Below are 15486 nucleotides of genomic sequence, written 5' to 3'. Positions count from 1 at the left end.
CTGGTAAAGTTTACGTATATAATTTCGTGCTTTAGTCCACTCACGCGGCGATTTATGTTCAGTTTACCGATAGACACACTGCAAGCTGATTTTTTAGAACAGCTTTCCGACCATCACCTAATTGTAGAAGCTGAAACGGGCTCAGGGAAATCGACCCGCCTTCCACTATGGGCAGCAAACAACGGTCGAGTGTTAGTCATTGAACCGAGACGAATTGCCTGTACCTCATTAGCCGAATTTCTCGCTGAACAAAAACAACAGCCAGTAGGCGAGTCGGTTGGCTACGCGATTAAACTTGAGACACGCTGTGACGACAACACTCAGATAGTATTCGTGACTCCGGGCGTTGCTTTACGTTGGTACAGTGAGAATAAACTGGCAGACTTCTCAACCATTATCGTCGATGAGTTCCATGAGCGCCGCTGGGACACAGACTTGTTGGTTGCCTTACTGAGAGAGGTGAATTTACACCGCTTGGTCATCACCTCGGCAACCATCGAAGGTGAAAAGTTGGCTCGATATATCGGAGCTGAGCGAATGCAGGCTCAAGGGCGTAATTTTGATGTCGCGATTGGCTATCGGGCAGGGGACTCAAGACAACTGCCCGATGCGCGCCAACTGGATGAAAAAGTAAAGCAAGAAGTGTTGGCTCTGCAGGATGTTGATGGTGACATTCTGGTGTTTCTTCCAGGACGTAAAGAGATCACTCAGTGCTTAAGTAAGCTCTCTTCAATAGAGGGGCTGGTCGCTGTTCCTTTGCATGCTTCGGTATCTGATGAGCAACGACAGATTGCCCTCAATCCTCAGTCCTATAAAAAAGTGGTATTGGCAACCAATGTAGCGGAGACCTCGTTAACGATACCCAACATTGTTGCAGTCATCGATTCAGGGTTAGAGCGACGTACCGAGCAGAGAAACGGTCGTACTGCGCTTAGCCTCAAGCATATCTCCAAAGCGAGCGCCAAACAGCGTGCCGGACGAGCAGGGCGAGTGATGGATGGAATCTGTATTCGTTTATACGGAGAGCACGCGGCACTAACGGAAGTCACACCGCCAGAAATGCACCGTGAAGCCCTGACGGAAGCAATGCTCGCATCAGCCAGTTGTGGCAAGGCATTGAGCAGCTTGACCTTTCTTGAACCGCTCCCCGAGCGTTCTATGAGTCAGGCAAACAATCTGCTTGAGCTGATGGGGGCTATAGACCAGCAGGGGCTTGCTACTGAGCATGGTCAACGGATCTACCCATTACCGATTGATGCCCTTTATGCAGACTTAGTAACCCGAATGCCGAGTAGGGCGTTGCAGGAAGCTATGGTTGATCTTACTTCAGTCATTGCTACACCGGCCTCTTTATATCGTATCTCAAACAGTGAAGAACAGACTGAACAATTGCTTCAGCAGGAGCCACTTGGTTGCGATGCGCAACTGGCAATTGGAATCCTGCGAGGCGAAACCTTCTCTGCCGTGAACGTAGATCACGATGTTCGTAAAGAAGCAATGGCTCTGGCAGAGCAGATGCGCGCAGCATTCGAATTGCCTCAACTGAGCGTTGCCTCCCGTTACTCCCATAAGGATTTGGTCGAAGCGATCGCCCTCTTGCATCCTGAATTAGTCTTCGTTCGCCGTATCAAACGACGTGAAGCACTCGGCAATGGAGAGATGGAAGTGGTTTTGGGGCGGGAGAGTCGTTTTCTCGATAAGTATCAGGCGGCATTGGTCCTCGATACTCACAGTCTACCGGGGCGAGGTGTTAAACAGACTTTAAATCTTGCGACCTTCACCATGCCGATTGAATTGAAGGCACTTGAACAGATAGAGCTGGGCAGCTGGCAGGAGGGAGAAACACAAACCATTGACGATCAGATGATGGTCGAAATGCAATTGATCTACGCTGGCAGAGTTATCGCCACCCGACATGAAGCCGCAACAGGAGAGCTGGCAATCAAACCTATGCTGCAAGCGGTGAAAAATGAGCAGTATCTGGCGGGGTTTGCTAAGCAACGTCATCAGGAAATCGAACACTGGAAACTGTATGTGGCTCTTGGTCTGGCAGAGCATACGTCAGACGTGAGCGAGCTTACCTTTGATCAATGGTTTACCGAACAACTAACACTGCTTGAACTCACCGATATTTCAGAGTTGGAGCTTTTTTCTGCCGATGATTTTCTCTTCGATGGTATTCCTTATTGGCAGTATCAGGACTTTGCTGAGACTTATCCGTTTGAACTGGCTCTGGGTGATTTGAATCTTGACGTCGATTATCAGGTTAATAAGAAGCTTGTTTATGTGGTCTACCGGGATGGTTTACGTAAAGGTTATCCAAAGCGTTGGGAGTTACCAACGTGGAAGGGCTGGAGAATTCAGTATAAGAAGGCGAGTAAGATAGTTGACGTCAAGTAGTGGTGGCAAGCAGGGGTATTATTTAGTATCCGAAATATTAAGCAACCGGTCCCTTATATCTCTGGATTGTACACATTTTGTTACCGTATTGGTTTTTATATAGCTTTTTCAAACAAATTTAGGGCATAAAAGACTATTGTTTTATATCCTATTGCTATAACAGGGGTAATCTAGGATATTGAGTACACTGTGTTGCCGATATTACGGGGGATGATATGGAACATCTGGGCAAGACAAGTGTTGTATTCGACTATACATCTTTTCTCGGTGCTTCTTGCAGTAAGAAATGGACTTTCCTTGAAGCGATGAGCACGTTCGCTCCGATATTCAGCCTGGCCTGGAAGGATACGATTAAAGAGACTCTATCTGTTGAAGATCGCTTGTGGGATCAAGCTATGAAGTCGTTGTCTGCGAATCGTAGTGATGAATCAAACATAATCACGTTACTCAAACTGGCTAAGACTGAAGGGGTAGAAGAGCTTAAACTGGTCATGCCTTATGAGCTCGACAGCGAGCAACTAGACCGACTGCGTGCTAAGTCTCATGCTGAAATCGTCAGCCTGTCGCAAGATGAATTAATGGTTAAGTTTTAAACAAAAAAGATCTCTTGTGAGATCTTTTTTACTATCTGCTCAGTAATGCGCGTGACGGATCATAATTCTCACAATTCATTCAGTAACTTGCTGCCAATCTGATCTATATTTTAGGTACATATTTTGCCACTAGCTTTTGCGGGGCAATCGCTCAATCTCTCCATTTGTGTTCAGTCAGTGACGACCTGTTTCTTCGATTCTATGGCTCCACTGAACGATTGAATGTGAGTTGTAAATGGACTTAATGAGGTCGTAATGGAAGTAAAGTACAGTCGGATATTCGCCCCTTTTCTACTCGCTACATCATTGCATGTTGCCGCTAACGACAGCACTAACCAGATAAACTATGACTATGCGTATGCAGATCTTAGTGCTGGTTCTCTCAACGAAAATCTTGGTGTAAACAATAATGTCACCGCACTGGCTGTGGGGGGTAATTACCTATGGACGGAGAATGTACTGTTCACCCTTGATTATACTGCGCGCTTTATTCACCCAGAAGATTTTACCACCGAGCTCTACACGTTATTACCGGGCGTAGCCTATCGTTATCCCGTTATGGATAAGCTTGATTTAGTCGCTAAGGCCAAATTGGGTTATTTATGGGCAACACAAACACAGGACTCAACCAGCGTTAAGCTATTCAGTGACAGTGATTTAGTCTTAGGGGCGGGCTTAGAGCTGAAATATGCTCTAACAGAGAAATGGGAACTGGCCGCAAGTGCGGAATATAACCATACTGATTTTCTGCAAGAGGAAATTTATCAGTTACGTGCTGACTACCATCTATCGCCACGTATTACCCTGGGCGGTTTTTACACTCATCGCAGTGGTGATTTTGAAACGGTTAAGATCAGCGGTAGTGCAACCACTAATGAAGGTGGGATTTCATTACGCTTCTTGTTCTGATTGGTTGCTAAACAAAAAAAGAGCCAGCAAATGCTGGCTCTTTTTGTATCTATCGGCGATTAAAGAACCGCAGCAATACCTTTACACAGAGGTAGCATGTTTGCACGAGTCATACCTGCAACGCTGATACGGCCAGAGCCAACGATGTAAATTGCAAACTCATCTTTCAGACGGTTAACCTGCTCTTTGCTTAGACCAGAGAATGAGAACATACCGTTCTGACGCTCAATGAAGCTAAAGTCAGCATCAACACCTTGTTCTTTAAGTGTTGCAACGAATAGTTCACGCATATCCTGAATACGGTCACGCATCTCTTTAACTTCTGCTTCCCACTCTGCACGAAGTGCTGGGTTGTTAAGGATATGAGTCACCACAGCGCTACCGTGTGCTGGTGGGTTAGAGTAGATAGAACGAATGATTGCTTTAACTTGTGAGAATGCTGTTGCAGCAACGTCCGCTGATTCAGCAACAAGAGTGAAAGCACCAACACGCTCGTTGTACAGACCGAAGTTCTTAGAGAAAGAGCTCGCGACTAAGATTTCTTTGTTGTATTTAGCAAAGATACGCAGGCCTTGAGCATCTTCTTCAACGCCTTTGGCAAAACCCTGGTAAGCGAAGTCGAATAGAGGAAGTAGTTTCTTATCAGCAACAAGCTTAGCCAGTGTTTCCCACTCTTCAGCCGTTGGGTCGATACCCGTTGGGTTATGACAGCAGCCGTGTAGTAGAACGATATCGCCTTCAGCTGCCTTCTCCAGATCCGCAACCATAGCTGAGAAATCTTTATCTTTAGTTTCAGCGTTGTAGTAGCTGTACTGAGCAGTTTCGATACCCGCAGCAGTGAAGACACCGTTGTGGTTAGCCCAAGTTGGGTTGCTGATCCAAATCTTAGCGTCGCCTAGTTGACGCTTGATGAACTCGCCAGCAACACGCAGTGCACCGGTACCACCAGGAGCTTGTGCAGTTTTAGCACGCTTATCAGCAACGATTTCAGCATCTTCGCCGAAAAGAAGTTTTTGTACCGCCAGAGCGTACTCGGCAGTGCCTTCGATAGTTAGGTACGACTTGGTTTTTTCGGTTTCGATTAGTGCAGCTTCCGCTTTTTTAACGGTCGCAAGAACAGGGGTTTCACCTTGTTCATTCTTGTAGATACCAACGCCTAAGTTAATCTTTTCAGCGCGAGCGTCTTTTTTAAATTCTTCAGTAAGGCCAAGAATAGGGTCTGCGGGAGCAGCAACTACTTTTTCAAACATAACGGTCATCCATGTTTATCGAAGGGAGGATATTAGTAACTCGGTTATTTATACCTTTCTAAGCGGGGGGAAACAACAGCCAATGTAAATATAATTTCAAAAATACTAGGATTTTGTTGCGATTGCTTTTCTAAGATAGATTTCTATATAAAAAGTCCGCTATATCAATCGATAAAACGGACTTTATTCTAGTTAAAATAGAACGAGAGGTTCACCACTAGGCATGCATCAGTTGTTCAAGCTCATTTTCACGTGCTTCCATGCTGCGATACTTATCGGCAATCGCGACAAATTCGTCTTCAATCGCAAGGAAAGCCTCAACAATCTCAGGATCAAAGTGGGAACCATTACCTTCAAGGATGATCGACTTGGCCTTTTCATGGCTGAAGGCTTTTTTGTATACACGTTCAGAGATAAGTGCGTCATAAACATCGGCTAATGCCATCAATCGACCTGAAATAGGGATTTCTTGTTCTTTAAGCCCTTTTGGATAACCACTGCCATTCCACTTTTCATGGTGGGTAAGTGATATCTCTTTAGCCAGTTTTAGGAAGGAGTTACTTCCGAGCTGCTTCTCTGCCATCGATAGGGCTTTAGCCCCTATTTCTGGGTGGCCTTTCATCACCTCGAACTCTTCGTCGGTCAATTTACCCGGTTTAAGCAGGATGTTATCTGGGATACCGACTTTGCCTACATCGTGCAGTGGCGCAGATTTGTAGAGCAGTTCGATATAGTTGTCTGTCAGTAGATCTTTGTGATGGTCAAACTGCGCCAGATGAGTCGCCAGAGCACGGACGTACTCTTGGGTGCGCAGGATATGCGCGCCAGTTTCGTTATCACGAGATTCGGCTAATGCTGACAAACTCACAATTGCGACGTCACGGGTAGTTTTTACTTCATCCTGTGAGGACTCGAGGCTATCAAGCATCTGGTTGGTTAACGAGGCCATTGAACCAAGTTCATTGTGCTCGAAGATAGGCACGCGTGTCGAAGTTTTCCCCTTAGCCACTTCAATGAGCGAGTACTCTTGGGCACTTAACACGCGGCGCATTAACTTGCTCCACTGCACCATAATCGCAATGGTGTAAGCACCTAAAACAAGCGAAATATAGATAAACTCCTTGATGACGCTGATTTTACCTGTTCCGTCCAGTACTCGATCCGGATTGTGCTCAAGCCAAAATATGTCTTTCACCGCAACCATTGCTAACATAGTTGTCAGGGTAAATAGCAACAGACTGATAAGCCATATCATCTGTTTGACCATTGACTGTCGTTTACCACTTAACTCGAAATCGAATCTTTGCGAACCAGTCAGAGCATCAAAGCTGGTAATTTTAGAGTCTAACTGCAATAGCAGACCAGTGAAAAAACCGAACAGTGTCATACCGAGTAGTACTTTTAGATTACTGTCGAGTGGGAATTCGTAATAGGTGTTGTAGAAGATTGCCAGAATCAGACTACCGAAGAACATCAGCGTAGTATCCAGACGTGCATGTTGCTGCTCTTTAACCAGTGAATGGTCTTGTAGTAAGAAGTGGCGGACTAAATAGACGCCACCGAACGTCAGCGACACGTGGATAAACAATTCACTAAAGGTAAGAGTCTCTAACATCGGACAAACTCGCCCACCGTAAAGCCCAAAGACTACTGCGGCAAGAGCGTAGAGCTTGAGTGTCAGAGGCGCGTTGTAATGTGAGTTAACCATGTTAAGCCTTTATATCGTTGTCAATGTGACTAAAACTAGCCATTAAACAGGCAGATATATGATTAGATCTATCTGTTTACTCAATAAAAGACCGAGCATTCTATCGGTTTGTTTCATTCATTGATACATTTTTACAACTTTAGCATTAGATTGGGCTGTTGGCTGGTTAAGGGAGTGAAGTAAAAACGCACCCGGATGGGTGCGTTGGAGAGAACTATTTTTTAAGGTTGAGCTGTGACTCGACCGCGTTAGCCTCAATGTCCGGGTTTTTGCCTAACTTGTCAGCTGCCCATTTGTTAAGGTGCGAAAGAATTGCTTTAACTGCATGTTGTTCTGTCGCCGCTTCACCTTCAGTTAGCTCAATATCTTGTTTAGGGTGAGAGCCTGTTGCGTCTTCCGCAATGTGTAGCCAGTCTGGGTGCCAGTAGTATGGCTGACCGCTAGGTGCTGTCCAACTATGAACACCGTTGCTCTCGCCTTTGTATTGAATATGTGATGAATCGTACTTTGTCATTATTATCATCCCTTGTAAGGTTATTTGGATCACTTATCCCTGATAAATGTAACAAACTTTACGATATTTAATGTGACGAGCCTCTACAAACGGGATGCGCTAAAATTAATCCTGCTTAGTGAGACGTTGATAAGCCCATCAAATGGATAGCTGTGGTATCTTTGCCGGTCAGATAAGAGGGAACTATGCATCGCTATCAGCAATTAGCAAATCAGCTTAAACAGCAAATTGAAGCACAAACCTGGCGTGCTGGCGAAAAAAATACCGTCATTGAGAGCGACAAGTAAGAGCTTTTCAGTCAGTTCAGCGACGGTATTGCAGGCTTATCAAATACTTGAGTCAGAAGGATGGATAAAGGCTCGACCTCAATCAGGCTACTTTGTCACATCCCGTTTGAGTGCTGAGCGTATCGACAGCGATGTCGCTACTATTCGACCTGATTATAAAGATGAGCTGTTCGAATTCCTGAAAAATAATAGCCAGTTAGATATCGCCTTAGGTTCTGCCTTTCCATCTCCACACCTATTTCCTATTGCCGATCTCAATCGTCACCTTGCTAGTGCAGGGCGTAAATCTCCCGCTGAAACGGTTATTCAGAACATGCCTCCAGGTAACGAAGGCTTACGACGCCTGATCGCTCAGCGTTACATCACGGAAGGCATTGCGGTCTCACATCAGGATATCGTATTAACTTCAGGTGCAATGGAAGCACTTAACCTGAGCCTTGAAGCGATTTGTGAACCGGGAGATACCGTTGTTATCGAGTCTCCGGCGTTTTACGGCGCATTGCAAGCGGTCGAGCGGCTCAAACTGAAAGCGATCGAAGTGCCAGTGGATCCTATAACAGGGCTGTGTTTAGACTCCCTGGCAAACGCATTGGCCGATAATGACGTCAAGGCTTGTTGGCTAATGGCCAATTTTCAGAATCCAACGGGTGTCTCTATGTCTGATGACAAAAAGAAGGCCGTTGTCGAGTTGGCGGAACAGCATCAGGTGTATCTTGTTGAAGACGACGTCTATTCGGAACTCTATTTTGGTGAGGTAAAACCCGCGCCACTAAAACTATGGGATCGCAGTGACAGAGTGTTGTTGTGTGGCTCGTTTTCCAAGTCGCTATGTCCGGGATATCGAATTGGCTGGGTGGTGAATAGGGCGCTTAACGAAAAACTGCAAAAGCAGCAGATGATCTCCACGCTTGCCGGCAGTGGACCGATTCAGCAAGGGGTTGCTCATTACCTGCAATATGAAAGCTATGACAATCATCTGCGCAAACTGCGCAAGCAGTTGGCCGCCAGACAGTCGGCGTTTATTACGTTAATCAAACGGCATTTTCCTGCTCAAACTGTGGTTGCTCAACCTCAAGGGGGGTACTTCTTGTGGTTAGAGCTACAACAGAGCGTCGATACCTATCAAATTTACCGCCATCTGTGCCAGTCAGGGATCTCGATTGGATATGGGCGACTTTTCAGCTCTAAACAACAGTATCAAAACTGTATGCGTCTAAACATTTCGTTCGAGCAGACTAAACCCTTGTGTGAGGCGATCATCATGCTTGGTCAACTGATTACAGATCACAGTGACAACTGATAGGGCGTTTTTAACTTAAACTGTAGTGCTGCCTAACCGCTAAGATATGATGCAATTATCCCAATTGTTAATACAAGGGATTAGTTATGGAAAAACAACACTATAGACATGAGTTTCGATTGATTGCAGTGGCGATAGTTTGTGCGGCGCTACTGGTTTTTGGCCATGTCATCTTAGCTAAATCTTTCGCCGAAATGGCATGGACCGAATACACCGCCGCGGCGATACCGTTTGTCATGTTTGGTTTGTGTCTGTTTGGTATCTATTACGCAGCTAAAGTCACTGACTGACCAACCGTTATCCAGACCTCCTCGATAAGGAGGTCTAATGATTACTTCGCATCATTTCTGTTGTTGAGATGATCAACAATCGCTTGTTTAGCGTGTTCCTCGTTGGCTGTTTCTCCCTCTTTCACATCTAGCGCTTGTCGTCCGTGTAAGCCAGTAATGTCTTCTGCTACATGCAGCCAATCCGGATGCCAGTAATAGGGTTGATCACCTTGCGGATGATCCCAACTATGGACGCCTTCTTTTACGCCGTTGTAAGAGAGGTCTTCAATTTTAAATAGTTTCATAATCATTACTCTACTGCGTTGAAGATACTTTTACATTAGCTGGTTTATTGATGCTTTTCTAATCCCAGTAACGGTAAGTAAGTGTTCAAATTTTTATACTTAGGTACTAGCTTGTTTATGGCATAAAAAAACCTCCGCATTAGCGGAGGTTTTCAATCTGGTGAAGCTTCTAAGTTTAGAAGTTCGCAGAGCGTGGTGTACGTGGGAATGGGATCACGTCACGAACGTTGCCCATACCTGTTACGTAAGAGACTAGACGCTCGAAGCCCAGACCAAAGCCAGCGTGTGGCACTGTGCCGTAGCGGCGAAGGTCGCGGTACCAGCTCATGTGCTCTGGGTCGATACCCATTTCGCGCATACGTGCATCAAGTACTTCCAGACGCTCTTCACGTTGAGAACCACCGATGATCTCACCAATACCAGGTGCCAGAACATCCATTGCAGCTACAGTCTTACCATCTTCGTTGAGACGCATGTAGAAAGCTTTGATGTCTTTCGGGTAGTTCTTAACGATTACAGGTGCTTTGAAGTGCTCTTCAGCGAGGTAACGCTCGTGCTCAGAAGACATATCGATACCCCATTCAACAGGGAATTCGAACTCACGACCAGAGTCCAGTAGGATTTGGATCGCGTCAGTGTAGTCAACTTGTGCAAAGTCAGAAGAAACAAACTGCTCAAGACGAGTGATTGCTTCCTTGTCGATACGCTGCGCAAAGAACTCAAGGTCATCGCGACGCTCTTCAAGTACAGCTTTGAATACGTACTTTAGCATATCTTCAGATAGCTTAGCTACGTCGTTCAGATCAGCAAATGCTACTTCAGGTTCAACCATCCAGAATTCCGCTAGGTGGCGGCTGGTGTTTGAGTTTTCAGCACGGAAAGTCGGGCCGAAAGTGTAAACCTTGCTCAGTGCACAAGCGTACGCTTCCGCGTTTAGCTGACCAGATACTGTCAGGAAGGTCTCTTTACCGAAGAAGTCTTCGTTGTAATCAACATCGCCTTTGTCTGTGCGAGGTAGGTTTTCCATGTCTAGCGTAGAAACGCGGAACATTTCACCAGCACCTTCTGCATCAGAAGCTGTGATTAGTGGCGCTGATACCCAGAAGTAACCTTGCTCGTGGTAGAAGCGGTGAATCGCTTGAGACAGGCAGTTACGTACACGTGCTACTGCACCGATTACGTTAGTGCGCGGACGTAGATGCGCAACTTCACGTAGGTATTCAATAGAATGACGAGTTTTTGCCATTGGGTAAGTGTCAGCATCTTCAACCCAGCCAACAACTTTTACGTCAGTTGCAGCCAGTTCAAAGTCCTGACCTTTCGCAGGAGACTCAACAATCTTACCAGTTACTTCAACAGAGCAGCCTGTAGTTAGCTTAAGTACTTCGTCTTCGTAATTATTAAGATTATTTGGGACCACGGCCTGAATCGGGTCGAAACAAGAGCCGTCATAAATGGCAAGGAAAGAGATTCCAGCTTTGGAATCACGACGTGAACGGATCCAGCCACGAACAGTAACTTCACTGTCTACTGCTAGCTGACCTTTCAAAACGTCTGATACAGGCGCGTAAGTCATGTTAGAAATATTCTCCATTGAGGTAAAAATTCAACCCAATGCACGATACTCAACAGGATAAATGATGAGCAAGCATTGGGTTGGATAGAATGCTATAGATTCAATGGAACATATTACCTTTCAAATATTATGCTTCAACCTTTATTGTCATTTAGTCGAACAAAAATTCCTAATATCACGCTATTTTTTGCCAGAAAGGGTGAATTGGTCGAGCAGCGTCTCAAGATGTTCAGAAAGTTGCTCAAGATTCATACTGATATCATGAGTCTGAGCTGCCGACTCTGAAGTCTGGTTGGCGTGCTGAGTAATGACCTGAACCTTATTCTGTACCTGATGACTAAGTTCAGCAGTGCTGCTTGATTGCTGCTGAATACTGTTGGCATGAGCTAACGCTTGTTTCATTTCCTGAACCACTTCAGACATCGCCTGAGACAGTGCTTCGATTTCTGTGGAACGCTCATGAGCAGTGCCACACACAGTATCGACGGACGCAAGTGATGCTTCACTATCTTGCTGGAACTGAGAAATAATCGTTTCGATACTGCCAGTTGCTTCTGCTGTGCGGCTGGCAAGGTTACGCACCTCTTCGGCAACCACGGCAAAACCTCGTCCTTGCTCACCAGCACGAGCAGCTTCGATCGCGGCGTTGAGTGCCAATAAGTTGGTTTGCTCAGCGACACCTTTAATTACTTCAAGGATGCTTGAAACTTCTGCGGTCTGGTTATTGAGCTCAACAATACTATCTTTTACTTGCTCGATATCGGTGACTAAGCCTTTGATTTCATGGCTGGCTCCGTGAGCTTTGTGAGCACTTTGCTCAGCAACACGAGTGGTATGCTTGATAAGCGAAGAGGCATCTTCTGTTGCTTGTTCGACCTGAACTTGCTGTGACTGCATCTGTTCAATGTTGTCTTGCACGTCTGCGGTTTCGTTCTGCTGATTGTTCGCGGCGTCATCGGTTACTTGAGCAACCTGAGTAAGCTCTGAAGCACTGCTGGCGACTTTGTGTGAGGTCGATTGAACCTGAACAAGGCTGTGATTAACCGTATCCATAAAGGAGTTAATTGCGCCGGATAACTGGCCAATTTCATCCTTTTGCGTACTGGCAAGACGCTGAGATAGATCTTTGGTTTCACTCAGACTCTGCATGAAACCAGAGGTTTTCTGAATTGGTCGCACGATGATTTTACGAATAAGAGCCAGGGTGATCAGGAAGCCAACAAAACCGAAGGCTGACATGATGGCCAAGGCAATAAGAGCTCGATCTTTAATCAGGTCGTTTACGTGAGATAAGTTGTACTCAAGACGAATTGCACCTAAAACTTCGCCTTCAGGAGCCATGTGACAGGCAACACAGTTCGTGCCGCGATAATTTTCACTAGATTTCATAGGCAGGGCGACAACAATGCCTTTACCCCAATCAGCTGATAATGGCTCAATGACGAGTTCACCGTTAAGCGCGCGCTGGTCAATCTCATCTGTCGGCTTCTGGTTTTCCTGACCCGGGCCATACAGCTTGCTTACCGCCTCAGCACGAAGAACTTTAACATTCTCAATACCATCCTGTGCAAGAGCCTTCTGACGCAAGGTCTCTTTTTGCGCCATGGTACCGGTGAGCATCATCATATTCAGGCTGTCAAAATAGTTACTCGCTTTGTCATGTAACTGTTCACTTAGCACAGAGTTGATCAACTCACGTTGCTGTAAGTACTGGTAGGTCGTCGAGGCAACAAGCACAGAGCCGAAGACCGTAAGCAGTGTGATGAGCAATTTATTTGTTATTGATAGGCGCATTGTCAGAAGTAGTATTAATAATTGGAATAGACTTCAAAAGTTTCCCTTATAAGTTGACGGAAGGGAAGACGGTAAATTTTATACTGTGACCTCACTCTCTGTGAGGCTATTGTAAATGTGATGTAAGGGGGCTGTGAACAAAACTTTGACGCGTGACGACATTTCGGCGTGCTAGAAGGTATGAGACAGCAATGAATAATTTTTGTACTTTCGATATCAGAGCTAATTGGAAATGAGCCGTTTTTTTGAGGCAAGATGTAGCGGTATCGACATGAAAACATAAATGTTTTCACTTTTTAAAACCTCATTTAGGCTATTATTGGCCAATACAGGCAGTACTTTTCAAGGAATGAGTATGGCAGCAAAGATCGGCTCAGCAATTCAACTACTACTTGCGATTTCAATATTCTATCTAGGTTATTCGATCCACTCTATGACCAACAAAGTGGGGGAGGTTATCGATACTTACCCGCAGATTCTGGATGACGTACAAGGGCTGTCGGAAAATCTACAAGTCGCTCAGTGGCTTGAGGTGGCAGACACGTTGGAAGCTTTGTTGCCAAGTGTTATCGCGAGCGTTGATGGGGTAACCGCTGCGGTGGTTGATACTAACAAGACGGCGAGCTCAATTGATCAAAAGATCCCGGCCATTGTTGAGGAAGTCAGCCTGTACCGTCAGCAAGTCGTGCCGCCAATTGTTAGTGAAGCGAAGCAGTATCGTGTTAACGTGATCCCGAAAGTACTTGTAGAGAGCCAAGGTTACAGACAAGAAACTGTCCCTCTGGTGGTGGCGGAATCTCAGGCGCTGCGTAAAGAAATTCCCCCAATTCTCGTCAAAGCTGACCAGATTGTTGAGAAAAGCCAGGATATAGCACAACAAGCGACTCAGGGGGCGGTTAAGGGCGTTATCATGTCACCGATTGATCTTATTCGCGATGCCGGTAATGAGATTAAAGGTCGAGTGGTCACAGAGGAGTAAAGCATACGTTTTGCTCTGTTGATGCTTCTTTAACCACTTGGCTGTAGGGGCATTGCAATTAAAGTTTCAGTCGATAAGATGTTTTTATCTCGTTTTGAGATAACGTAACTCAGGATGTGTTACGCGTTTCCAATGGATTGTCTGTTGTATTAGGACATCTTAATGATTTTCAAGATTACCACACCTATTCTGGAACCCACTGAAGGGTCGCCCCATGCTGTTTCATCGTTACTAGCACGCTTTTCTTCTCTCTCTGCTTTCTCCCGTCTTAGCAATACCTTATTGCAGCCATATTCATTTTCTCGATTTTATTTTTCGTATTGATTCCCGTTCAGGGCCACTACGTCTGTGCTTTCGCACATCTAAACAAATTTAATTAATTACGGTTTTATAGAAAATGAATACAAAACTTATCGGCAGCGCTCTGATCATCGCTGGCACAGCTCTTGGCGCAGGCATGCTTGCAATCCCAATGGTACTTGCTCAATTCGGCTTACTTTACGGCACATTATTAATGGTGCTGATTTGGTTTGGCACCACCTACTCCGCGTTATTACTACTAGAAGCAACCATCAAATCGGGTGGCGGACTGGGACTAAACTCAATCGCTCGTAAGACCTTAGGTAAGGGCGGACAGCTAATCACCAACGGACTGCTTTACGCCTTATTGATCTGCTTACTGATGGCATACATCCTTGGAGCGTCAGACCTGTTAGTTCAGGCTGCCAGCGCGGTTGGTATCGAACTGAGCTTTATGCATAGCCAGATCCTGTTTACTTTGACTACGGGGGCAATTGTTGCCTGTGGTACTGGCGTGATTGATAAGCTCAATCGACTGCTGTTTTTTGTCATGCTTGCTAGCTTGTTGATGACACTAGCGGTGCTGTTACCCGAGTTTTCACTGGCTAACCTGAGCCAAGTGAGTAACAACGACCATGTTGGATTGATTCAGACGAGCGCAGTTCTCTTCACCAGTTTTGGCTTTATGGTTGTCATCCCGAGCCTGGTGTCATACAACACGGAAGCGACAGATAAACAGCTACGCAATATGGTGATCATTGGTTCACTCATTCCGTTAGCGTGTTACTTATGTTGGTTGTTTGCAGTGGTAGGTAATCTGCCTGCTGAAAAGCTAAAGCAGTTTGCAAGCGTATCTGAGCTTATGGCTGGCTTTGAACATCAGGCGCCATGGGTCGGCGGTTTCCTTTCGGTATTCACTGGCTTAGCACTGCTAACTTCGTTCTTTGGCGTCGCAATGTCACTGTACCATCAAAATAGCGATACGTTTAAACAGAATCGTGTAGTGACGTATGTGATTACCTTTGTGTTCCCACTTATTGGCGCAATCATGGCGGCAGATCAGTTCTTATCGGTACTGGCTTACGCGGGCATCATCCTAGTGTTCTTGGCGGTATTTGTCCCTCTTGCTATGGTGTACAAACTGAGACTAGCGGATACCTTAAGTGAGCGTTATGCCGCTGAAGGAGGCAAAACGATGATGCTGTTTGGACTGGCGTTCGGTACGTTTTTGCTTGCATCGCAAGTTATATAAGCGACCAAATAGAATACTAAGCAATAGGCGCTGATTAGCGCCTATTGTTG

12 protein-coding genes and 1 pseudogene are annotated in these 15486 nt (G+C 45.7%); 7 read left to right on the top strand and 6 right to left on the bottom strand.

All coding sequences use genetic code 11. The annotated features are described in order from the left end of the window. Nucleotides 1-54: 54 nt before the first annotated feature. The 3 genes from RH46_RS06970 to RH46_RS06960 all read left to right on the top strand — a co-directional run bounded on the left by RH46_RS06970 (nucleotide 55) and on the right by RH46_RS06960 (nucleotide 3902). Nucleotides 55-2400: a helicase-related protein gene (locus tag RH46_RS06970; RefSeq protein ID WP_006878697.1), complete on the top strand. Its 2346-nt coding sequence runs from the start codon at nucleotides 55-57 to the stop codon at nucleotides 2398-2400. Nucleotides 2401-2615: 215 nt separating this feature from the next. After that, nucleotides 2616-2993 (top strand): hypothetical protein, encoded by a 378-nt coding sequence (locus RH46_RS06965; RefSeq protein WP_006878696.1) that lies wholly within the window; start codon nucleotides 2616-2618, stop codon nucleotides 2991-2993. 255 nt (nucleotides 2994-3248) lie between these two features. Further along, nucleotides 3249-3902, top strand: coding sequence for an outer membrane beta-barrel protein (locus tag RH46_RS06960; RefSeq protein WP_006878695.1), 654 nt, complete (start codon nucleotides 3249-3251; stop codon nucleotides 3900-3902). A 59-nt stretch (nucleotides 3903-3961) separates the two neighbouring features. Here the strand turns inward: RH46_RS06960 and RH46_RS06955 are convergent, their stop codons facing one another. The 3 genes from RH46_RS06955 to RH46_RS06945 all read right to left on the bottom strand — a co-directional run bounded on the left by RH46_RS06955 (nucleotide 3962) and on the right by RH46_RS06945 (nucleotide 7374). Continuing rightward, nucleotides 3962-5152, bottom strand: coding sequence for an amino acid aminotransferase (locus RH46_RS06955; RefSeq protein ID WP_006878694.1), 1191 nt, complete (start codon nucleotides 5150-5152; stop codon nucleotides 3962-3964). Nucleotides 5153-5369: 217 nt separating this feature from the next. Further along, complete coding sequence (locus tag RH46_RS06950) at nucleotides 5370-6860, bottom strand: HD-GYP domain-containing protein (protein WP_006878693.1); 1491 nt, start codon at nucleotides 6858-6860, stop codon at nucleotides 5370-5372. A 214-nt stretch (nucleotides 6861-7074) separates the two neighbouring features. Continuing rightward, a complete protein-coding gene (locus RH46_RS06945) occupies nucleotides 7075-7374 on the bottom strand; it encodes a hypothetical protein (protein WP_006878692.1) in 300 nt (99 codons plus the stop codon). A 185-nt stretch (nucleotides 7375-7559) separates the two neighbouring features. Between RH46_RS06945 and RH46_RS06940 the strand changes: the two are divergent. Both RH46_RS06940 and RH46_RS06935 read left to right on the top strand, forming a co-directional pair. After that, a pseudogene (locus RH46_RS06940) lies at nucleotides 7560-8961 on the top strand (aminotransferase-like domain-containing protein). Between the two features lie 86 nt (nucleotides 8962-9047). After that, nucleotides 9048-9251 carry a hypothetical protein gene (locus tag RH46_RS06935; RefSeq protein ID WP_006878689.1) on the top strand — a complete coding sequence of 68 codons (204 nt, stop codon included), beginning with the start codon at nucleotides 9048-9050 and terminating at the stop codon, nucleotides 9249-9251. A 41-nt stretch (nucleotides 9252-9292) separates the two neighbouring features. Here RH46_RS06935 and RH46_RS06930 read toward each other — a convergent pair whose 3' ends face one another. The 3 genes from RH46_RS06930 to RH46_RS06920 all read right to left on the bottom strand — a co-directional run bounded on the left by RH46_RS06930 (nucleotide 9293) and on the right by RH46_RS06920 (nucleotide 12905). After that, nucleotides 9293-9535, bottom strand: coding sequence for a hypothetical protein (locus tag RH46_RS06930; protein ID WP_006878688.1), 243 nt, complete (start codon nucleotides 9533-9535; stop codon nucleotides 9293-9295). Nucleotides 9536-9710: 175 nt separating this feature from the next. Next, nucleotides 9711-11111, bottom strand: coding sequence for an asparagine--tRNA ligase (gene asnS, locus RH46_RS06925; protein ID WP_006878687.1), 1401 nt, complete (start codon nucleotides 11109-11111; stop codon nucleotides 9711-9713). Between the two features lie 180 nt (nucleotides 11112-11291). Next, nucleotides 11292-12905 carry a methyl-accepting chemotaxis protein gene (locus tag RH46_RS06920; RefSeq protein WP_040895351.1) on the bottom strand — a complete coding sequence of 538 codons (1614 nt, stop codon included), beginning with the start codon at nucleotides 12903-12905 and terminating at the stop codon, nucleotides 11292-11294. Between the two features lie 355 nt (nucleotides 12906-13260). Here RH46_RS06920 and RH46_RS06915 point away from each other — a divergent pair, with 355 nt between their 5' ends. Both RH46_RS06915 and RH46_RS06910 read left to right on the top strand, forming a co-directional pair. Continuing rightward, nucleotides 13261-13884, top strand: coding sequence for a hypothetical protein (locus tag RH46_RS06915; RefSeq protein WP_006878685.1), 624 nt, complete (start codon nucleotides 13261-13263; stop codon nucleotides 13882-13884). A gap of 397 nt (nucleotides 13885-14281) precedes the next feature. Continuing rightward, nucleotides 14282-15436: an amino acid permease gene (locus RH46_RS06910; protein WP_006878684.1), complete on the top strand. Its 1155-nt coding sequence runs from the start codon at nucleotides 14282-14284 to the stop codon at nucleotides 15434-15436. The last annotated feature ends 50 nt before the right edge of the window (nucleotides 15437-15486 follow it).

It is taken from the genome of Vibrio brasiliensis LMG 20546, from assembly GCF_000189255.1.
GTDB classification, from domain to species: Bacteria; Pseudomonadota; Gammaproteobacteria; order Enterobacterales; family Vibrionaceae; genus Vibrio; species Vibrio brasiliensis.
The sequence above is the reverse complement of the archived record's forward strand: the minus strand, read 5'-3'. Positions and strand labels throughout refer to the sequence as shown.